This window comes from Corynebacterium sp. HMSC036D03 (assembly GCF_001836185.1).
GTDB lineage: Bacteria > Actinomycetota > Actinomycetes > Mycobacteriales > Mycobacteriaceae > Corynebacterium > Corynebacterium simulans.
This window is the reverse complement of the sequence record NZ_KV827713.1, coordinates 24,233-44,594: the sequence shown is the minus strand read 5'-3', so window position 1 is coordinate 44,594 and position 20,362 is coordinate 24,233. Positions and strand designations below refer to the sequence as shown.

Below are 20,362 nucleotides of genomic sequence, written 5' to 3'. Positions count from 1 at the left end.
CTTATTTTCGCCCCATGTTTGCCTCACGCATGCTTGTCTCACGATTGCCTGAAGCCACCCCAGCTTTAGGCGCAGACGTCACAACTTGTATAAGGCGCTTTTACTTGGCAACGATAGGTGAAGAACGCTGACCCTGCAGGCCGGCAACCTCGCGCCAGAAGGTGTTGTCGGTGTTTTCGGCAGGTAGCTCCAGCAATGCGTGAGAGTCGGTGATGTAAAGCTTCGTTGGAGAAGCTGCAACTGCCACCACCGGCGCGGTCACATTACCCGTTGCCAAAGTCGTTGCAGAAGAGCCATCCTGTTCGATGCGCCATACCGGCGAGTTCACGCTATCTGTGCCCACCATCAATCCGCCGTCGCTCATCCAATCCAGCGAAAGCGCGGTATTTTGTATCTCTTGACCCACGCGATGCGCATTAACGATTGAGTACTTACGGTTTTTGCCGCGCACGACGACGCCGACGTAGACGTTGCCCTCAATAATCATCGCAACGCGTGCTCCGGTAGCCGAGAGGCGAATAACAGAAATCTCGCCCTGAATACTATCCAGGCTAGAGGAGTCGACCTCAGATTGATGCAGTTCGCCCTTCGCCGAGCGGGATACGCGAACAATTTTCTTGCCATCAACAACAGTCCAAATGCTCTGGCCGTTTGCCTCAAAGGTCGGGCGCGCCAGTGTCTTAGACTTCAGGTCATCCTCCAGCTTTACGCCTAGCTCTCCCATGCTCAATTGATATTCATCGGAGGACTTCTTACGTATTGCGGCTACGATTCCTTCCTTGGAGATATCCGCAGACTGAACATCTGAGCCCCTGCCCAGGACGCTGTTGGCTGGCTCCACCTGGTCACCTGCGACTTCAAACAAGGCTCCGTTGTTGACGGCGAAAAGCTGGGCGTCAGAGCTGACCAGATTTCCAGGGTTGAATTCGGCAAAATCATCGACGGTCATCACGTCCAAGCCATCAACGAGAGGGCTACCATCCGCCGTAGCTTTAACGGTGGTAGATACACCAGCGTTGTTTAACGTCCACGTCAGCGCCGCGGCAAAGCGGAAACGCTCGTCCTTGCTCATCGAGCTCAACCCGCCGAAGTTGTAGGTGCCGTTTTCATAACCTAAGAACGTCGCCGAAGTTGGCGTTAGATCTGTAGTCGCCGGACGCAGATCAGTATTGGGGCCTTCCAGCAACAAGGTGACAATTTCGCTATCGATGGATTGCTGGCCGGTGTAGATCCAGCGCCTATCCGAAACGAGCGATTCGCCCGACTGCCCCAAGAAATAAAGCGAAATTGGCCGGTAATTATTACGCAAGTCGTTGCGTTCAATGACCAACTTGGGCGGAAAATCTTGGATACGCCACTGCCCGTCCACCTTCTGCATTTGCACGGTGGCTGAATAATCGCGTTCACTCGGGGTATAAGCACCGTTAGGGCTCAAGGTACCGATATGTTTTCCACTGACTTCGAAGGTTTTATGGTCCAGGCCATTATCCGTGGTCAAGATGTCGATAGAGTCGACCACATCCACGGCTTCTTTCGGCGTCCATTGCTCTTGGGCGTCCGGTGTTAGGAAGTTGCGGGTGGATTGATAGTCATTGGCAGGCTTCCCGGAGGCCTTATAGAATTCACGCAGTACCAAGTCTGCATCCGCGTCCTGCTTCGGGGACATGATTTCCACTTGCGGATCGGCTTGCGGTGCAAAAGTGGCGATGACCTCGGGCGCAGTGTTATTCGGCAGCGTCGAGCAGCCGGCAGCCGAAAACAAGAGAAAGCCACTAGACAGCGCTAGACATTGCCGCGCCTGCTTTTTCCAGCGCGTAGCCCTAGACGAGTTGGGATTATTCATCACCGCTCCTTCTCGTCGTCTTGTACACCCTTATCCGGGTGCGCTGCCTCGCTTTCGGCGACGCTACCAGAGCGATCACCGCTGGATTCAGGGCCAGGTTCCGGGGCGTCGTCAAGCACCGCGGACTCCAGCTCCACGAACTCACGAGCACGGCGCTCCGAAGGCCAGATGATGCCGACATCTTCTTGCTCCATTACCTCTGCCGCTTCCAGTTCCGGCTGCGGGGCATTGGGGACCTCAAGGGCAATCGGCTGCTCTTCGATGGCCGTGTTCGGCGAGCGCGGAACGATGAGGCGGAAGCGCGAACCGACGCCGATATAACCGATGGCATCGAGCGTACCGCCGTGCAAGACCGCATCCTCGCGGGCGATGGCCAAGCCCAAACCGGTACCCCCTGAATGGCGCTTACGCGAAGCATCTGCACGCCAGAAACGGTTGAATACGAGCTCTTCTTGACCGTCCTTCAGACCCACGCCAGAGTCGGTCACCGCGATGCCCACCGCTTGGTCATTGGCCTGCAAATCGACGACCACGGGATTTCCCTCAGAGTGGTCGATAGCGTTGGCCAAAAGATTACGCAAGATGCGCTCAATGCGGCGCGAATCTGCTTCGATAGTGACGGGCTCATCCGGCATATTAACCTGCACGTCGACGTTTAATTCCTCTGCCAGGTGCTGGACCTGTGCCAGCGCAGAGTCAACACAGGAGCGGGCGTCGAATGAGGCCGTGGAAAGGTCAGCCACGCCCGCATCATGGCGCGAGATCTCCAGCAGGTCGGCGAGCAATTCCTCGAAGCGATCAAGCTCGCGAATCATCAGCGCTGATGCGCGGCGAGTATGCGGCTCAAGGGAATCCGGATCAGCAGCGATGAGGTCCGCCGCCATGCGTACCGTGGTCAACGGAGTGCGCAGCTCATGGGAGACGTCTGAAGTAAATTGGCGCTGGAGATCGCCATATTCCTCAAGCTGGTTAATCTGCTTTGAAAGCTTGTCAGCCATGTCGTTGAAAGAGCCCGCCAGACGGCCCATTTCATCGTCAGAGTTGACCACCATACGCTCGCGCAAGTGGCCTGCCGCGAGGCGTTGCGCAATGCGAGATGCGGAACGAATGGGAACGATAACCTGCTGCGTTGCCAGCCAAGCGATGCCGACCAGCAACACGACAACCACCACGCCGGCTGCCGAAAGCAAACCGCGCATGAGCGCCATTGTGGCTTCCTCAGACTCCATCGACAGCACCAGGTAAACCTGGGCGTTTGGAATATCGGAATCGATTGGGGTGCCAATAATCAAGGCATTATAAGGATCGCCGCCGGGGTGATCCACGCTGGTGTATTGCTGCGCCACCTGGCCGTTAGACACCAAGTCCCGTAATTCATTGGGCAGGCGAAAGCCCTCAGGAGAAGTAGTAAGAGAGTTATCGTCGTTTTCTACGGCGATAACAGCTTCATAGGCTTCTTGGTGTTCGTTGTGATCAGCCGATAGCTGGCCAAGGGAAGAACGTGCGGAATTGATGCGCACTTGGTTCGAGTTGGCGCTGCCAGTGGCATCGATTTGCTGCTCCACGGTGGTACGCGCGCGATCGAGCTCCTGGCGGGCTGCATCTTCTTTTTGGCTGACCAAACGCTGCGTCAGCACCGAGACAAGCGCGTACGCCAACAAGAGCATGACCACCGTGGATGCCACGAGGATCATGCCGATGACCCTTGTCTGCAGCGATGTGCGCCACTTATCTACAACGCCATCCTGCAGACGCTTAAACCAATCAAAAATAGCTGCGGGTCCTCTTTATTCGCCGGCGCCAGTCTTGCCGGTCTTATAGCCAACGCCGCGGACGGTCAGGACGATCTGCGGGTCTTCCGGATCGTGCTCGATCTTGGCGCGCAAACGCTGCACGTGCACATTGACGAGACGGGTATCAGAAGCGTGGCGGTAGCCCCAGACGGATTCCAGTAGCGCTTCACGGGTGTGCACCTGGCCAGGCTTGCGTGCCATCTCGAGAAGTAAGTCGAATTCCAGTGGGGTAAGTGAAAGCTCCTCGCCGTCGACGCGCTTGACGGTATGTTCTGGGACGTCGATGACTAGGTCGCCGACCTCGATGAGCTCGCTGGAGGAAGAGTCGGTGCGGCGCAGGCGCGCACGAATGCGGGCAACCAGCTCCTTCGGCTTGAAGGGCTTGGTGATGTAATCATCAGCGCCAGATTCCAAGCCAAGCACTACGTCGACAGTGTCCGTCTTCGCGGTGAGCATAACGATAGGAACTGCCGATTCCGAGCGGATGGCGCGGCAAATATCAACGCCATTCATGCCCGGCAGCATGAGGTCAAGCAGGATGAGCTCTGGCTCGTGTTCGTGGAAAGCAGGAACTGCTTCATTGCCGTCAGTAACAGCGATGGGCTCGAAGCCTTCGGCCTCAAGAACGATGGTCAACATTTCCGAGATGGCTGGATCATCGTCAACGACCAGAATCTTCGGCGCCATTTTCCTACTCCTCTACGAGTTCCTTGACAGATTGCACAATCATATCGGTATCAGCGGTGGCGATCCAGCGTCCGCCCCACGCACGTTCCGCTAATCGACGATACGCCGCCGCAGTGTTCGTCTGGAGATCACTGTCTTTTTCATATCGGTCACGGGCACGGCCGGCGTCCTCGGCTGCGCGCGCCTCGGCGCGGGCTGCGGCGAGCTCGACGTCGGTGTCGAGAAAGATCTGCAGGCTGGGCTTAGGCAGCCCCAAACGCGAAAACTCAAGATCGTAGACCCAGTCTACGACCTCATCGGTACCCAAGCGCGCGGCCGAGTAGGCGGCGTTTGAGGCCACGTAACGGTCCAAAATCAGCAGGTCTTTGCCCTCTTGCGCTTCCAACAGGCAGTCTTTTGCGCCAAACCTGTCAAGAGCAAAGAGGGTGGCCATGGCATAGGCGGAATCCGTTAAGTCACCCATCCGGCCGTAGAGAGCCTCTTGGGCCAGCTGCGCGTGCACGGATTCTTCATAGCGCGGAAAGCCCAAGACATCGACTTCTACAGAAAGCTCGCCTTTAATCCTGTTTACGAGCGTGTTCTTGCCCGCACCGTCAATTCCTTCGATGCTAACCAGCATTATTAGGACAAAGCCTCAATGAATGCTTCGAGGTCATAATCTTCTTCCACGCCCTCCAGCAATTCCAGAGCCTGCTCGTTGAGCTCTTCGCTGCCGGAGCCGGCAAGCCCACGGATAAACGGATAGGAAGAAACAATTTCACCGGCGCTAAACGGCGCACCGGCCCAGATGGCGGCGATGGTAGCGGCCGCTAGTGCATTGCGCTGTTCCTCTTCAGAAACGGAATTGTCATTCGTAGCCAAGGCACAAGCATCAGATACAGACTCAACGATGTCCTCGTCATCAAGGTTGGCGAGTTCATCCAGGAAATCAACGTTGACGTCATCTGCAAAGATGTCTTCGTCCCAAGTGCTCATTGCGCTCTCCTTTGATATAACGCGAAAGTTCTACTGCTGGTGGCCTCCACCGCGGGCAGACAGTTGATGAAGGGGAGAAATCTTCCCGCGATGTTTACTTCTATATCTAGCCGCTGCCGCTGCTTTTGTCAGTGCGTTGCCACAGTCAATTTATACGTTAAAAACCACAGAGAGAATCAACACACTTTAGGCTGAGCGCGGAAACAGAGGTCAATCGCCAATTCAGTCCAGACGGACAAGCACCTTGGGCCGTGTAGGACGCAGAACTTCCCCGGCTGCGCACTGCGAAGCGGAAGCCGAACTAGCTAAACCAAATTCCGAAACACTCTTTCAAGGAAACTTCCGCCTACATGGCGATACGTAAGATGCCTATTCCACTAAATACTCTTACATGGTATGGTCGTTACCGAGTTGTTACACATATCAGTTTCCAGCCCGCATCCCCGCTGGTCGGAAGCTATTTCTTTGAAGTCCATTATTGTAACGGTTAGAACTAAGCCATTCCCCTTAGAACCCTCCATAGGTGGCTTGAGAAGGAAAGGAGCGTACGATGAAGCCCGATGCACGTCGCGTGTATGTCTTTATCGCCCTCGGTCTCCTTTTCGCGTTGTTCGTAGGCTACGGTGTCTGGCGTGTTTCCACGCCTGACACCGTGGCGTCGCACAGCACCAGCGAGTCTGTAACTCAGGTTGGCGAAACCGAGTCGCAAAGCAAGCGCACCTCGCAAACTCCCACCACGAGCAGCCGCCCCCACTCCAAGCACAGCAGCAAGAGCCACAAAGACAGCTCTTCCCGCAAGCGCGCCGTGGCACTCAAGAATGACCCATTCTTGGCCCCAAACGCTTTTACCGGCAGCACCTCTAACACTGGCCCCACGTCGGTTTACCGCCCGGAGAACCTCTCCTCCCAGTCCCACGCCACCGCGCAACAGAATGCCAACAGCACCTACGCAACGGGCTACCCACAGGAGCCTTCTAACAGCGCCTCCGGCACTGCTGCACCAACCACTTCTACGCAGGCAACTGCGCAACAGCCAACCAGCCAAGCTTCTGCACCAAACAACACGCAGCCAAGCCTGACTGAAACCGTCCGTCCAAAGCCCGGGGATTCCGACTCCGGCCAGCCCACGGCGGCTCAGCCCGTCGAGCCTTCTCCTTCGGGCGAAGCCACCCCAGGCAAGATGAACGGCACGGAAGTTCCTGCTACCGATACAGCGCCAACTTTTGGAGGCAGCGGCGATACCGTTGATGCCCCGCAGCCAAGCTCCGAGCCGACCTATGCAGATACTTTTAAGGAGCCGACTGCTGTTGATGTCGAGGACACCAACATGACCGAAGCCGTCGATATCTCCGATCCAACCGGCTAGGCTCCTACCCCAACGGAAGCGCCGACCACCGGCGCGACTACGGCCGCAGGTCAGGCAACTAACCTCGCTGAGGCCCCAGTGCAACTGCTCGATGGTCAAGCGGTAACCAATTTGCGCACTCCCGCGGTTTCGGTTGCCACAATTGTCGATTTTCTGGAAGGCCCTGGCAACGCTTCATCCACGGCGAACGAGCCGCTGCGCGTTGTCATCTTCGTCGCACTGGGTTCGCACACTCCGGACGCACGCGAGCTTAGCGGCGAACTGGTGGGCGCTTCTACGGTTATCGTCGAAGATTTAGATGCCACGTTCGTCGAAGGCGGCGACGTCATTCAGGCAGAGGCCGAGGGGTTTATTGAGCGCAAGGATGTAGTTTCCATGGCGGAGATAATTCGCGGTGACGTTACAGGTCTCCTAGCAGGCCCTAGACACGAGCGATAAAGAGCTGGCTCGCCTCGCCCGCTGCAACCCGCGCCACTACGGTCTCCTCTGCTGCTGGCAGCCATGCCGCCTGCCCCGGCTGCAGCTTGAGCTCTTGGCCTTCGTTGTCACGCAGCTCCACTTCCCCACCGGTGCACAGCGCAATAGCCGGACCATCGAAGTTCAGCTCAACGGTATCGTCGGCGCAGAGCTCTACGCGGTCCAAGATGAATTCATCGATCGGCACCGGATAGGACCAAGCCTTTGCGCCGTGCAGGGTTTCTTCTACGCTCTTCTCTTTTTGCTGCACGCACGGATCATCCACGCTTTCATAAGTGAGGACCTTGACCAATTCCGGAACATCCACGAACTTCGGGGTCAGGCCGCCGCGCAGGACGTTGTCGGAGTTCGCCATGATCTCCACGCCAAGGCCCGAGACATAAGCGTGCAGCGCGCCGGCGTTGAGGTACACAGCCTCGCCAGGCTGCAAGACCACGTGGTTGAGCAACAGCGCTCCCAAGACACCGATGTCACCTGGGTATTGCTCGTTCAGGCTGATGACTGTGCGCATATCGCGTGCCATCCACGCCACAGCCGAATCCGTAGAATCCGCTGGTTCTGCTTCAAGACGCGCGATCAGCTTTTCACCAGCCTCGACGATTGCCGCAATGAGTTCCTTACGCTTTGTAGCCGGGATAGTGATCCAAGTGGTAAACAGCGCACGCAAGTTTTCCGACTCCGCAGCGGCCTCCGGCAGGAGCATGTTCAGGTAGTGCTCGAGCTCAGGGCATTCCAAAGCCTTCAGCAGCTCCAGCGTGCGCTCGAGGGGCCGAAAGCCAGCCATGGCGTAGAACTCAGTGAGTGCCACTATGAGCTCCGGCTTGTGGTTGTCATCCTTGTAGTTGCGGTTCGTGGCGCTTACCTCGATACCCTGCTCATTTTCGCGGGCAAACCCCTCTTCCGCCTGCGCCTTAGAGGGGTGTGCTTGCAAAGACAGCGGCTCTGCGGCGGCCAATATCTTCAGCAAGAAAGGCAGGCGCTTGCCATAATCTTGCTGCACGCGCTTGCCCAACTGCTCCGCCGGAGCGGCCGCAATAACCTCGTCGAGGCGCTGGCCATTAACGGTTGAAGGGTCCCCCGGATGCGCGCCGAACCAGAGCTCGGCTACCGGGGTATCGCTCGCGGGATCACCTTTGAGCTCAGGAATCATGGTCCGTGAGCCCCAGGAGTAGTTGCGGGTTGCGCTGTTGAGCAGCTGCATATGTATTGCTTCCTTCTTTTAAGAAATCTCGTAGGCGGTCGCGGCATAACTGCGCGTAATGAACTGAAGAGCGCGCGCCAATTCCCCTAAGGCGGGTTCAGGATCATTGCTCGATTCAGCGATTGAATGGGGAAGGTTCGCCTCTTCCTCTCCCCACAAAACAATTTTCAATGGTACCAAAGCATTTTCTTCTGACGGGTCTATCTGCGGGTCAAAGAATATGTCACGCACCGCTGTTCCACCTCTTTGCTGTGCGCGCTCCAAAATATGTGGCAACGCCTCAGGGTCAGCAAAAGTACCGCCCAGACCGTGCGCAGCCCAAACCGCGGCGGCCATGCGGGCAACCAGGGCATTGATAAATACTCCGGAACGCTCCTCTGACCAGGAATATGGGTCGACGCCGCAGGAATGAATAACCCTCGCGCCCTCCACAAATTCCCGCAGCTCGCGGCCGGGGTTAGTTGCGGAATCATGCTCTGGGCTAAGCGCCTCCAGCTCGCGGTCCACTGCGTCGGCGGCTTCCTCCAACCTGCGGGCTACGAGCTCCCCTTCTTCTTCGAGGACCGCAGCCACCGCATACAGCGCGGCGATGAACCGAGCCGGCGAGGCGCCCTCCGCCGTGGGCAAAGTGGGCGCCACAAAGGTGGACTCGGGAGCGTCCTCCACGAGTGGACCGCGCGAAGGCCCGACCAGTACAGTAGCGGCTCCCCTTTTATCCGCAGCAATAAGTGCACGAGAGGCCCAGTCACACTCCGCACGCTCACCTACCACCACGACAACGTCCAAGGCTCCAACAAAGTGCGGGAGCGATTCCGCCACCACCAACGGAATGCGCGCTGGCTCGGCCAGCCCTACCGCTGTATAGGCAGCCGCGCGGGCTATCTGATCAGTAGGCAAAATGACCAGGCAGCGCGGTTTAGCCCCGCCCAAAAGGCCGGCCAGCTGCGAGATAGCACCGCCTAAGACCCTGATTTGAGCTCCTTCATGAGCGACGTCGAAATAACGCACGGTTTCTGGGTCATAAGCTGCGCCATCATAGTAAGCACTATCCATGCCGCCGAGCATAGTCTGGCCCTCGGACACGCAGTAGTGCTTATTAGAACTTCCCCAGCCAATTATGAATAAACCCCAGGTATATAATCCCTTTTTGCACGTGAGGTGAAATACCTCAACTAGAATCAACCAGCATGGTTGCAGCAGAAAGTCCGCAGATTCACCCCGTAGTTTTGATTGGTGGCGGCCCCGGCGCGTGGGACCTCATCACGGTACGTGGAATGCACGCCTTGCAAGAGGCGGAGATTATCTTGGCGGATCACCTGGGTCCAGTGCAGCAGCTGGACAAGCTCTGCGACGTTGCAAGCAAAGAACTCATCGATGTCTCCAAGCTGCCGTATAAGCGCCAAACCTCCCAAGAAAAGATCAACGAGCTCCTCATCGAGCATGCGCTCGCCGGCCGAAAAGTAGCCCGCTTGAAAGGCGGCGACCCGTATGTCTTCGGCCGCGGTTTTGAGGAGCTGCAGGCACTTACCGCCGCGTCCATTCCGGTGGAAGTAATCCCTGGCGTTACCTCCGCCATCTCGGTTCCTGCTTTGGCAGGCGTGCCCGTCACCCAGCGCGGCATTGTCCATGCATTCACAGTGGTTTCCGGTCACCTGCCGCCAGGCCACGCCAAGTCTTTGGTGGATTGGCAAGCGCTAGCGCAATCGGGGGCTACGCTCAGTATCATCATGGGCGTGAAGAATTCGGCAGCCATCGCCCAGGCGCTTATCAATGGCGGACGTTGCGCATCGACGCCTGTGGCCATCATCCAGGAGGGCACAATGGCCAGCGAAAGGGTCTACAAGTGCGTCCTCGGGGACCTCGCGGAGACCGTCAGAAAAGAGCAAGTTGCCCCGCCCGCGGTCTTCGTCATCGGCGAGGTCGCCGGGCTAAACAGCCAGGATGCGCAGTAAACGCCACCTGGCTTAGTTCGCCTGCAGCGGCCAGTACTCCTTGGTCCGGCTGAGCTCCGGGGCAGTTTGCGCCACCACCTTGAAGCCGCGGCCCCCGCGCGGGCGGTGTGGCACCGCAGCGTGGAATGCCGCATGCGCTTCACGCTCTGCCTCCTCGGCTGCTTCTTCAGCAGTGCGCGCCGCACGTGTGCGTCGAGCACCAATCGCCGTAGCAGCCACTCCCGCTACAACCACGAGGATCTGCACAGCCACCACGAACCAAGGCGCGATGGCCCAACCGAAGTAGGTTTCAGCCCCGCTTATTACCTTGCCGATGTTCAGCGCCACAATTGCAGTACCGACAAAACCGCCCAGCACCACCGGGTTAACGCGCGAAATCAACCAAGCGGCAATCGGTGCCGTAACCGCCCCGCCAACCAGCAGCGCAATCACCGCTGCCAAATTAGCCACGATGTCATTCCACAGCCCCACCAGGAAACCAGCAGTCGCACCGAAAGTCACCAAGAATTCCGCCGTATTAACGGTTCCCACGATGCGCCGCGGCTGCTCTTTACCGATCGCCATCATCGTCGAGGTGGATATCGGACCCCATCCACCGCCGCCAGTGGCATCGACGAATCCGCCGACTATCCCTAGGCCGGCTAGAAATCCCGCGGAATGCTTGCTGCGATAGGCCGAAGGCTTCTTTTGCAGGCGCGCGAAACGCCACACGAGGTTGGTTCCAATGCCTGCAAGAATTAACGCGGTTATCGGCGCCGCAGCCGCAGTCGAGATATTAGACAACACGCTCGCCCCCAGAAAGGCCGCGAGCGCCCCGGGCAGCCCGAGCTTGAATACCGTTGGCCAATGCACGTTTCCAAAGCGCCAATGGCTAATCCCTGATACCAGCGTCGTTCCGAGTTCCGCCGTGTGCACCACCGCAGAGGCTTGTGCCGGCCCAAGACCAGCCAAGAGCAGCATGGTCGTGGAGGTTACGCCGAAGCCCATGCCAATTCCGCCGTCGACAAGCTGTGCCGCAGCGCCGGCTAGAGCAATCAGAATGAACGACCGCATTTTTTATCCGATCTGTGCAAGCATGTGAGTCTGGGTGGACAAGCCCGCTGCATGGGCAAAACGGTCAGCAACAACCCCAGCAAGGTCAGTGCCTAGCGGGGAGTCTACTTGTGCAGGGGAATCCGCGAGCAGGTCCAGCAACAGCCCTGCCGTGCTAAACAGTGGCAGCACCCGCACCTCGCCTTGGCGGCGCACCTGCTTGGCGACGCCCTCTTTCCCACCACGTGTTGCAAACACCACCGAGGTAGGCAGATGGGTGAGGCTTTCTACATTCGCAGCGAGGTCGCGCACAGCGCTATTCGCCTTCTCGTCCGAAGAGCCCACGGCATAGATGACAAGATGCTGTGGCTTCTTACCTGTCTGCGGCGCCATCGCACGCGCTGCTAAGAGCTCCGCGATGTCGGCACCGGTGCCTAAGCCTTCTCCTTGCAGCAGCCGCAGCCCGGCGGAATGTGCAGCGCGATCGATCGCTTCCGGCACATCCACGCGCAGGTGATAGCCCTGCGTAAACAGCAGTGGCACGACCACCGCTTCCCTCTGCCCCGCGGCAGCTACTCGTTGTGCTGCAGCTTCCAGGTCAGTTTCGTGAAAATCGAGGTAAGCCGCTTCATAAGATGTGGCGCCGGCAAGCGCCGCCGCCTTTCGCGTCAAAGCCTCAATACCAAGAGCTGCCTCTGGATGGCGCGAACCATGTGAAAGCGTAATCAGTGCGCTCATCGTCTGCTCCCCGCGCTTGCATCCTGCTTAGCCGTAGACAGATGCCCGCGACGTTGCAGCGATCGTTGCAACGCCTCGTTGGAAGAAACCGCCTTGGCAGGTGCTACCGGCGCATCATCCTGACCGTGGAACATCACGGAAAAGATACGCAGGCACTCGCAGCACTTCCAAGCGAAATCGCCTTCCTCATCGGGAAAGAGGTTCATGCCGCCGCAGTAGGGGCAGTACATCGGATGGTTGCGGTTCGGATTCGGCTCGCGACGAAAATTCACTGCAGATCCTCCTCATCTGCGCGCAGGACCCAGTGGCGGAACTGCTCGCCTTCCTCGCGCTGCTCCTTATATTTCTGCACCAACCGGATGACATAGTCTGGGACCTCATCCGCGATGACCTTGTGCCCGCGCAGCTTGCGCCCCCAGTCCGGGGAGAGCCCGAGCGCGCCACCCAGATGCACCTGGAAGCCCTCAACACGGTTTCCTTCGGAATCGGTGACTATCTGGCCTTTCAGTCCGATATCCGAGACCTGGGAACGCGCGCAAGCATTCGGGCAGCCGTTGAGCGCAATGGAAATCGGCACGTCGAGGTCGCCCAAGGTGTCTTCCAAGATGTCCACCAGCTCAATCGCCCGGGCCTTCGTGGTCACGTGCGCAAGCTTGCAGAACTCCAAGCCGGTGCAGGAAATAACGCCGCGCCGGAACTCAGATGGCTGTGAGTACAAACCGGTCTCATCGAGCGCCCGCGAAAGAGCCGGAATATCGGCTTCCTTGACGTCGAGGAAGAGAAGTTCCTTCATCGGCGTGGTGCGGATGCGGGTAATGCCGAAACGCTCCGCGACGTCGGCAATAGCGATGAGCTGCTCGCCCGTGGCGTGGCCTACGGTGGGCTTGACGCCGAGATAAAAGTTGCCATCCTTTTGTCTGTGCACGCCGAGGTGGTCGCGGGAGCCAGGCTCGACGGTAAGGGGCTCGCCGTCGGCAAGCGGGGCGTCCAAGTACTCATTTTCTAGCACCTCGCGGAACTTCTTGATGCCCCACTTCGCGACTAGGAACTTCAGGCGCGCTCGATTGCGATTGCGGCGGTAGCCATAATCGCGGAAGATGCGAGCCACGCCGGCCCACACCTCCGGTACACGCTCAAGCGGCACCCAAGCGCCCAAGGACTGGGAAAGCATGGGATTCGTGGACAAGCCGCCGCCGACGAAGCAGTCGAAACCAGGGCCGTACTCGGGGTGATCGACGCCGACGAACGCGATGTCCTGAATCTCGTGAGTAACGTCCTGCCGGCGATTGCCCGAAATGGCCGTCTTGAACTTGCGCGGGAGATTGTGGAACTCCTCGCGCGGGAGGTAGTTAGCCACGATGTCATCGATGGCCGGGGTGGCGTCGATGATTTCGTCTTCCGCGACTCCCGCCACCGGCGAGCCCAAGATGACGCGGGGAACGTCGCCACAGCCCAACAGAGTATCGAGGCCCACCGCGCGCAGCTTTTCCCAGATACCCGGGACGTCCTCAATCTGAATCCAGTGCAGCTGGATGTTTTGGAGGTCCGTGAAATCCGCGGTGGAACGCGCATAATCCCGCGAGATCTCCCCCACCGTGCGCAGCTGCTGCGGGCTGACGCGACCGCCGTCGAAGCGCACGCGCATCATGAAGTACTCATCCTGCAGCTCCGCATTGCTGAGCTTGGAGGTTAGCTCGCCTCCCAGATTCTGTTTGCGCTGGGTATAAAGGCCAAGCCACTTAAAGCGCGGCGCAAGGTCCTCCGGCGGGATGGACTTAAAGCCCTGCTTGGAGTAGATATCGATGACACGCTGGCGGGCGGAGAGACCACCGTCCTCGCGCTTGATCTCCTCGTCCGCGTTAAGCGGCTTTGTACCGTCGATTTTCCATTGTCCTTCTGGCTTGCGCGTACGAGACTTGGCGGTAGGTTTCGTTGCGGTAGTCATGGCGGTGAACAATTGCCTTTCGTAGTGGTTGCCAAAAACCTACCTGTCTAACCTCAATAGACAAAGCGGTTCGGATTAATTTCACCACTCTTTACAATGTGACCTGCGACAACATCGCCAAGCTGGAAGAATCTAAATAACCCGGTTGCCGGATTTACGTTAACGCGGTTCAATAAACCCCACGCTCACGAAGTTTCAGCAGACTAATCAGTCTAATATTCATAAAAGGAATTAGAACGACTAGTATTACGACCAGTACCTGAACGATGGCTTTTAGCGTTTAGCGCTAGTCGTTCCAATATTCCGTAAAAATCTTGAGGAAAGGCCCACTACTGACATGTCGCAAGCCCCACTGAAGGTAGCCGTCATCGGCGCTGGCCCAGCAGGCATCTACGCCTCTGACATCCTGGTTAAAAAGACCGGTGGCAATGTTGAGATCGATCTCATCGAGCAGATGCCAGCTCCCTTCGGCCTGATCCGCTACGGCGTGGCGCCGGACCACCCACGCATCAAGGGCATCGTCAACTCCCTGCACCGCGTTTTGGAAACCGAGCAAATTCGCCTCATCTCCAACGTGCACATCGGCCGCGACCTCACCGTGGCTCAGCTACAGGAGCATTATGACGCAGTCGTCTTCGCAACCGGCGCTGTCGGCGACCGCAACCTCGACGTCCCAGGCGCAGACCTCGAAGGCGTCCACGGCGCAGGCGAGTTCGTTGGTTTCTACGATGGCAACCCACGCTTCAACCGCGAGTGGGATCTCAGCGCAAAGGAAGTAGCCGTCGTGGGCGTGGGCAACGTTGGACTCGACGTCGCCCGCATCTTGGCGAAGACCGGCGACGAGCTCAAGGTCACCGAAATCCCAGACAATGTTTATGACTCCCTGGCCAAGAACCAGGCTGAAACGGTCCGCGTTTTCGGCCGCCGCGGCCCCGCACAGGCTAAGTTCACTCCGCTCGAGCTCAAGGAGCTGGACCACTCCCCGACCATCAACGTTGTTGTCGACCCAGAAGACATCGACTACGACGAAGCTTCTCTCGAAGCACGTGCAAACTCTAAGTCCCAGGATCTGGTCTGCCAGACCCTCGAGGGCTACGCCATCCGCGAGCCGAAGGATGCGCCGCACACCCTGCAGATTCACCTCTTCGAGCAGCCGGTCGAAATCCTCGGCGAGAACGGCAAGGTCACCGGCATCAAGACCGAACGCACGGAGCTGACTGGTGACGGCAACGTTCGCGGCACCGGCAAGTTCACCGAGTGGCCTGTCCAGGCTGTTTACCTCGCCGTAGGCTACCGTTCCGATGCCATCGATACCGTTCCTTTCAATACCGACAAAAACGTCATCAACAACGATGGTGGCCACGTCATCGAGCAGGACGGCAGCATCGTTCCGGGCCTTTACGCCACGGGCTGGATCAAGCGTGGCCCGGTCGGACTTATTGGCAACACCAAGTCTGATGCAACGGAGACCATCGGTATGTTGCTCGAGGACGCCGAGGCTGGCAAGCTTTCCCACTCCTCCGACGAGGACATCACCGCAACCTTGTCCGAAGCAGGCATCGAGTTCCTGACCTGGGATGGTTGGAAGAACCTCGACGCTGCCGAGCGTGCGCTTGGTGAGGCAGAAGGCCGCGAGCGCAAGAAGTACGTCGAGTGGGAGGACATGGTTACCCACTCCCGCGGCTAATTTTCCCGCATAAAAGCGCCAGCATTGTGCTGGCGCTTTTTGTGTTTTGCGGCGCGGCCACGCCCTGCGGCTCGGCTAGGGCGGCGCTCACCCGCGGCTCAGCCTCCGCGAATGTACCGTTTCTTGCAAATAGGCCGGCAAAGCTAGCCTGTTTGGGTTCACTATTTACAGGAAACGGTACACGCAGAAAGGCGGCCTGCGCGAAGGCACCGGCACGGGAAAGCGCCTAAGCGCGGATAATGCCGAGAACCTTCTCCACGATGGCATCGACCTCATCAGCAGTCTTTGCCTCGACGTTCAGGCGCAACAGCGGCTCAGTGTTGGAAGCACGCACGTTGAACCACGCATCGGTGCCCTTCAGCTCCACGGTCACGCCGTCGAGCTCATCGACGGACTCAATCTCCTCAGCCAAACCGTCGAGCACTGCCTGCGTAGCAGCGTTCTGATCCTCCACGGTGGAGTTAATCTCACCAGAAGCTTCATAACGCGAGTACTGCGCCATGAGTTCAGAAAGCGGCTTATCGGATTCGCCCAACGCAGCTAGCACGTGCATCGCAGCGAGCATGCCCGAGTCCGCGTTCCAGAACTCCTGGAAGTAGTAGTGCGCAGAGTGCTCACCGCCGAAGGCAGCCTTCTCCTTGGCCATCTGGGCCTTGATGAAGGAGTGACCCACGCGGGTACGCACAGCCTTGCCGCCGTTTTCAGCGATAAGCTCCGGGACCGTCTTGGAGGTAATCAGGTTGTGAATGATGGTCGAGCCTGGGAACTTCTTGAGGTAGCGCTCCGCGACAAGTGCACAGATAGCAGAAGGCGAAACTGCATCGCCGTTTTCATCGACCACGAAGCAGCGATCGGCGTCGCCATCGAAGGCGAGTCCGATGTCTGCCTTCTGCTCCTTCACAAAGGCCTGCAGGTCCACGAGGTTCTTCGGGTCCAAAGGATTAGCCTCGTGATTCGGGAAGGTGCCATCTAGCTCGAAGAATAGCTCGCGCACGTCAAAAGGAAGGCCCTCGAAGACCGCCGGAACCGTGTGTCCGCCCATACCGTTTGCTGCATCCACGGCTACAACGAGCGGGCGGGAAGACTCCAGCGGAACCAAAGAGCGCAAGAAGTTTGCGTAGTCAGGCAGGACCTCACGCTCGGAGACGGAACCTGCGGCGCCGTCGTAGGCTGGAACACCATCTACGAGCATGTCCTTGATTGCTTCCAGGCCGGTCTCCTGGCCCACCGGGACAGCACCAGCGCGACAAAGCTTGATGCCGTTGTACTTGGCTGGGTTATGCGAGGCGGTAAACATCGCACCGGCGCATTCCATGGAGCCTGCTGCAAAGTAGAGCTCATCAGTGGAGGTCAAGTTCAACTTCACCACGTCTAGGCCCTGCGAAGCTACGCCTTCAGCAAAGGCAGCAGACAACGCCGGCGAAGAAGGACGCATATCGTGGCCCACAGCCACCGTCTTCTCGCCTTCTTCGCGCAAAATAGCGGCGAAAGCAGCACCAGTGTCGCGGACGAAATTCTCATCAATGTCTTCACCCACGACGCCACGGACGTCATAGGCCTTAATAACGGCGTTTAGCTGTTCACGAGTACGCATAACCTGCAATAGTACTCTTCCCCCAGCCCCAAATACTGGAGCCGTGGCCTAAAACTAGTCCTCTTTCAAGCGATGGCGGCCACCCGCGGCGGATTCGGAGGCGTCCTGAGTCAGGGCGTCGTCAGGCACGACGCTCAAGTGTGCCCGGCGGCGCTGCTTGGCCTCGCTTACGCGGCGCGTGCGGAAGACCGGGTGGTTGGAGCTATCAGGATCGGCGCCATCAAAGTTGGCGGCGTAGTCGATCGGGTCTTGGCCGGAGCCCGAACCATCCTCAACTAGCCCGGTGGTGACGCGCCCGCCCTCGCGAACTGCCTCGGCCAGAGCCATGAGGTCGTCTTCTTCCTCAAGCTCAATGCGGTCCACGCGCACCATCTCCCAGCCGATGGGAGCGGTGATGCGGGAGCTGTGCTTTTCGCACAAGTCCCAGCTATGCGGATCAGTCTCCTCCGCGAGCGGGCCTACGACGGCCGTCTGCTGTGAATACGCGTAGGTCAAAGTTGCCACGGCGGGTTTGCCGCAGCCTGGACGAGAGCAATGACGAGAATGATTCACGGCAATGAGTCTAAACCTTTAGTTGAGATTTGAATAGTCGAAACTCGGCGCGCCCCGCACGAAAATGGTCATGTGAAACCTTAAAATCACGGGCATGACCATGCGCCGCCCCCACACTCGTCCGTTCCGCGACCGCCGCGGAAGGGGCATGCACGGACCGCTTTTGCCACAATCGACGCCGCGGTTCCGTAGCAAGAGCGAGCGCTTCGACATGGCCGTGCTCGAGGCCTATGCCCCCATCCAGAATGCTTTTGCAGAACAGCTCGCCGGATTGGACTTGGCGGTGGACACGGTTCCACGCATGCGGCTTTCTGCTGATATGACGGTCCTGCCGGAAGAGATCATCTCCGACGGCCCTGTACCCTTAGGCCGGGTTGTCCCCGCTGGCGTTGATACTGCCGGCCACCCAACACGTGCCCGCATGGTAATTTTCCGGATGCCCATCGAGGAGCGTGTCGAAACATCTAGCGAACGCGCCGAGCTACTCGGCACGGTTCTAACTGCGTTGGTGGCCAATTACCTCAACCTTGATCCACAGGACGTTGATCCTCGGTTTAGCTGGTAAGCAAAAATCCTCCACCACAATCCACACCCTAGCGCCAGATGACACTAAACATAGATAGAGGTGAAGGATTTAAGAAGAAAGGTCTCCCTAGCCGGAGGTTAACCAATCTCACGCTTGAGGCGGCGGCGTTCACGATCAGACAGTCCGCCCCAGATTCCGAAGCGCTCGTCATGCTCAAGTGCATACTCGAGACACTCATCTCGCACCGCACAAGCCTGGCAGATACGCTTGGCTTCGCGGGTGGAGCCTCCCTTTTCCGGAAAGAAGGCTTCAGGATCAGTCTGCGCGCACAGTGCCTGGTCTTGCCACTCCTGCTCGACGGCGCCAAAAAGCTCATCGAGAGACATCTCTGCGGCAGCACCGCCACGGAGAATAGCGCCATTATTTGAGTTTTTCTCCACGCTAATTCCTTTCTCCGAGGTTGGGTAGTTTCTTCTAAGTTGCACCGACCTTACACCGAAGCCAAAGTTTGGCGGAGGCGTCGCCGATGCGCTTGATTACACTGATGTTATTTCACACCGGATCACTAAATATCGTCAACCCGAAAACGGGGCCTTCCGGGGATTCTCGCCAAAAACGCAGCACACGATCCCCAACTTTCACATCCGTCACATAGATCCCCCTCTGGGGGTAAGTCCTGGGGGTACTATATGTAGTGGTGCTTCATATTCCTGTGAACAATTCCAAGGTTTGATCGGCGTGTCGCCACCATCTAAGCCGATCTGCTGGATCTCTGCGCGCACAAGCTACCCAGCAACCAAAACCGTAAAAGACCAGCTAAAACGCGAAAACTCCCACCACCTGCGCCCCCTTAAAAGGAAACGGGTCATGGGAGAGATAACTTAAATGTCTGCCTTTTTAAGCGTCAGAGCTGAAGCGGACGCCGGCATCCGGAATCTGCACGCCTGGGAAGACACGCATGCCTCCCTTGAGTTCACAGCGGGCGCCGATGACAGCCCCCTCACCAATGACGCAGTTGTCGATGTGTGCGTTGGCACCGATATGCGCGCCCGAAGCGATAATCGAGTTGCTGATGATTGCCCCCGGCTCGATGGTCACGCCGTCAAAGACAACAGTGCCGTCCAGACGCGAACCTGCACCAACCTCGGAGCCGCGGCCAATCGCGGTGCCAGAAAGCAACAACACACCGCCGGCGATTCCCGCAGACTCATCGACGATGGACTCACCGGTGTGGCCTTCCAACAGCGGCGAATGAGCAATGCCGCGAACCAAGTCAGAAGAACCGCGCACGAAGTCATCTGGGCGGCCCATATCGCGCCAGTAGGAGTTGTCGACGTGGCCTACCACCAAGCGGCCGGACTCCAACAGGCTCGGGAAGGTCTCACGCTCAACGGAGACCACGCGGTCAGCCGGAATGGTCTCAATGACTTTCCGCTTGAACGTGTAGCAGCCAGCGTTAATTTGGTTCGTTGGCGGGTCCTCGGTCTTTTCCAAAAACGCCGTCACGCGGCCGTTGCTGTCAGTCGGAACGCAGCCGAAGGCGCGCGGGTCTGCCACGTTAAGCAGGTGCATGGTAACGTCCGCATCTTTTTCGTGGTGGGTCTGCAAGATGCCACCCAGGTCCATACCGGAGAGAACATCGCCGTTGAAGACCATCACGGTATCGTGGCGCAATTTGTCGTAGACGTTGCGGATGCCACCGCCGGTACCCAGCGCGGTCTCTTCTACTACGTATTCGATTTCCAAGCCCATATCGGAACCGTCACCGAAGTACTCTTCGAAGACCTCTGCCTTAAACGACGTCGACAGCACCACGTGGGTAATGCCCGCAGCCTTGATGCGGGCAAGAAGGTGCTGGAGGAACGGATAGTTAGCAGTCGGCAACATCGGCTTTGGGGTGCCGATGGTCAGCGGGCGCAGGCGGGTTCCACGGCCACCGACGAGGATGACGGCATCGGTAGAAGCGCCCCATTGGACAGCTGCTTGACTCATAG

Annotated in this window: 20 protein-coding genes; 5 read left to right on the top strand and 15 right to left on the bottom strand. The window is 58.3% G+C overall.

Annotation, left to right across the window (positions count from 1 at the left end; genetic code table 11):
* Positions 1 to 100: 100 nt before the first annotated feature.
* The 5 genes from HMPREF2692_RS01075 to HMPREF2692_RS01055 form a co-directional block, all read right to left on the bottom strand.
* Positions 101 to 1,843 (bottom strand): LpqB family beta-propeller domain-containing protein, encoded by a 1,743-nt coding sequence (locus HMPREF2692_RS01075; RefSeq protein WP_061921004.1) that lies wholly within the window; start codon positions 1,841 to 1,843, stop codon positions 101 to 103.
* Positions 1,843 to 3,537, bottom strand: a complete 1,695-nt coding sequence (mtrB, locus tag HMPREF2692_RS01070; RefSeq protein ID WP_082778558.1) for an MtrAB system histidine kinase MtrB — start codon at positions 3,535 to 3,537, stop codon at positions 1,843 to 1,845. The genes HMPREF2692_RS01075 and mtrB overlap by 1 nt, the downstream gene beginning before the upstream one ends.
* A gap of 93 nt (positions 3,538 to 3,630) precedes the next feature.
* Complete coding sequence (gene mtrA, locus HMPREF2692_RS01065) at positions 3,631 to 4,323, bottom strand: MtrAB system response regulator MtrA (RefSeq protein ID WP_061921002.1); 693 nt, start codon at positions 4,321 to 4,323, stop codon at positions 3,631 to 3,633.
* Positions 4,324 to 4,327: 4 nt separating this feature from the next.
* The gene (locus tag HMPREF2692_RS01060; protein ID WP_061921000.1) at positions 4,328 to 4,942 is read right to left on the bottom strand and encodes a dTMP kinase; all 615 of its coding nucleotides are present in this window, start codon (positions 4,940 to 4,942) and stop codon (positions 4,328 to 4,330) included.
* Positions 4,943 to 4,944: 2 nt separating this feature from the next.
* On the bottom strand, positions 4,945 to 5,298 hold the full coding sequence (locus HMPREF2692_RS01055; protein ID WP_061920998.1) for a DUF4259 domain-containing protein: 354 nt from the start codon (positions 5,296 to 5,298) through the stop codon (positions 4,945 to 4,947).
* A gap of 550 nt (positions 5,299 to 5,848) precedes the next feature.
* On the opposite strand from HMPREF2692_RS01055, the gene HMPREF2692_RS01050 reads away from it, so the two are divergent.
* Both HMPREF2692_RS01050 and HMPREF2692_RS01045 read left to right on the top strand, forming a co-directional pair.
* The gene (locus HMPREF2692_RS01050) at positions 5,849 to 6,664 is read left to right on the top strand and encodes a hypothetical protein (RefSeq protein ID WP_061920996.1); all 816 of its coding nucleotides are present in this window, start codon (positions 5,849 to 5,851) and stop codon (positions 6,662 to 6,664) included.
* 78 nt (positions 6,665 to 6,742) lie between these two features.
* Positions 6,743 to 7,102: a hypothetical protein gene (locus HMPREF2692_RS01045; protein ID WP_061920994.1), complete on the top strand. Its 360-nt coding sequence runs from the start codon at positions 6,743 to 6,745 to the stop codon at positions 7,100 to 7,102.
* On the opposite strand, the gene manA is transcribed toward HMPREF2692_RS01045, so the two are convergent.
* Both manA and HMPREF2692_RS01035 read right to left on the bottom strand, forming a co-directional pair.
* Positions 7,086 to 8,342: a mannose-6-phosphate isomerase, class I gene (manA, locus tag HMPREF2692_RS01040; protein WP_061920993.1), complete on the bottom strand. Its 1,257-nt coding sequence runs from the start codon at positions 8,340 to 8,342 to the stop codon at positions 7,086 to 7,088. The genes HMPREF2692_RS01045 and manA overlap by 17 nt on opposite strands.
* Positions 8,343 to 8,360: 18 nt before the next feature.
* Positions 8,361 to 9,407: an exopolyphosphatase gene (locus tag HMPREF2692_RS01035; protein WP_201040658.1), complete on the bottom strand. Its 1,047-nt coding sequence runs from the start codon at positions 9,405 to 9,407 to the stop codon at positions 8,361 to 8,363.
* Positions 9,408 to 9,529: 122 nt separating this feature from the next.
* Here HMPREF2692_RS01035 and cobA point away from each other — a divergent pair, with 122 nt between their 5' ends.
* Positions 9,530 to 10,294: a uroporphyrinogen-III C-methyltransferase gene (gene cobA / locus HMPREF2692_RS01030; RefSeq protein ID WP_061920991.1), complete on the top strand. Its 765-nt coding sequence runs from the start codon at positions 9,530 to 9,532 to the stop codon at positions 10,292 to 10,294.
* A gap of 12 nt (positions 10,295 to 10,306) precedes the next feature.
* Here the strand turns inward: cobA and HMPREF2692_RS01025 are convergent, their stop codons facing one another.
* Genes HMPREF2692_RS01025 through HMPREF2692_RS01010 form a run of 4 tightly spaced genes read right to left on the bottom strand, consistent with a single transcriptional unit; the run spans position 10,307 to position 14,009 of the window.
* On the bottom strand, positions 10,307 to 11,347 hold the full coding sequence (locus HMPREF2692_RS01025) for a sulfite exporter TauE/SafE family protein (RefSeq protein ID WP_061920989.1): 1,041 nt from the start codon (positions 11,345 to 11,347) through the stop codon (positions 10,307 to 10,309).
* 3 nt (positions 11,348 to 11,350) lie between these two features.
* Positions 11,351 to 12,064 (bottom strand): sirohydrochlorin chelatase, encoded by a 714-nt coding sequence (locus HMPREF2692_RS01020; protein ID WP_061920986.1) that lies wholly within the window; start codon positions 12,062 to 12,064, stop codon positions 11,351 to 11,353.
* Positions 12,061 to 12,336 carry a hypothetical protein gene (locus tag HMPREF2692_RS01015; RefSeq protein WP_061920984.1) on the bottom strand — a complete coding sequence of 92 codons (276 nt, stop codon included), beginning with the start codon at positions 12,334 to 12,336 and terminating at the stop codon, positions 12,061 to 12,063. The genes HMPREF2692_RS01020 and HMPREF2692_RS01015 overlap by 4 nt, the downstream gene beginning before the upstream one ends.
* Positions 12,333 to 14,009, bottom strand: a complete 1,677-nt coding sequence (locus tag HMPREF2692_RS01010) for a nitrite/sulfite reductase (RefSeq protein ID WP_061920983.1) — start codon at positions 14,007 to 14,009, stop codon at positions 12,333 to 12,335. Before HMPREF2692_RS01010 ends, HMPREF2692_RS01015 begins: the two co-directional genes overlap by 4 nt.
* A 337-nt stretch (positions 14,010 to 14,346) precedes the next feature.
* Here HMPREF2692_RS01010 and HMPREF2692_RS01005 point away from each other — a divergent pair, with 337 nt between their 5' ends.
* Positions 14,347 to 15,696 (top strand): FAD-dependent oxidoreductase, encoded by a 1,350-nt coding sequence (locus HMPREF2692_RS01005; protein WP_061920981.1) that lies wholly within the window; start codon positions 14,347 to 14,349, stop codon positions 15,694 to 15,696.
* A gap of 226 nt (positions 15,697 to 15,922) precedes the next feature.
* On the opposite strand, the gene HMPREF2692_RS01000 is transcribed toward HMPREF2692_RS01005, so the two are convergent.
* A complete protein-coding gene (locus HMPREF2692_RS01000) occupies positions 15,923 to 17,290 on the bottom strand; it encodes a phosphomannomutase/phosphoglucomutase (RefSeq protein ID WP_061920979.1) in 1,368 nt (455 codons plus the stop codon).
* Between the two features lie 54 nt (positions 17,291 to 17,344).
* A complete protein-coding gene (locus HMPREF2692_RS00995; RefSeq protein WP_082778557.1) occupies positions 17,345 to 17,842 on the bottom strand; it encodes a DUF3499 domain-containing protein in 498 nt (165 codons plus the stop codon).
* Positions 17,843 to 17,936: 94 nt separating this feature from the next.
* Between HMPREF2692_RS00995 and HMPREF2692_RS00990 the strand changes: the two genes are divergently transcribed.
* Positions 17,937 to 18,407 carry a metallopeptidase family protein gene (locus HMPREF2692_RS00990; RefSeq protein ID WP_061920975.1) on the top strand — a complete coding sequence of 157 codons (471 nt, stop codon included), beginning with the start codon at positions 17,937 to 17,939 and terminating at the stop codon, positions 18,405 to 18,407.
* 98 nt (positions 18,408 to 18,505) lie between these two features.
* Here the strand turns inward: HMPREF2692_RS00990 and HMPREF2692_RS00985 are convergent, their stop codons facing one another.
* Positions 18,506 to 18,754: a WhiB family transcriptional regulator gene (locus tag HMPREF2692_RS00985; RefSeq protein WP_005528147.1), complete on the bottom strand. Its 249-nt coding sequence runs from the start codon at positions 18,752 to 18,754 to the stop codon at positions 18,506 to 18,508.
* A 511-nt stretch (positions 18,755 to 19,265) separates the two neighbouring features.
* A complete protein-coding gene (locus HMPREF2692_RS00980) occupies positions 19,266 to 20,360 on the bottom strand; it encodes a mannose-1-phosphate guanylyltransferase (protein WP_061920973.1) in 1,095 nt (364 codons plus the stop codon).
* Positions 20,361 to 20,362: the final 2 nt, after the last annotated feature.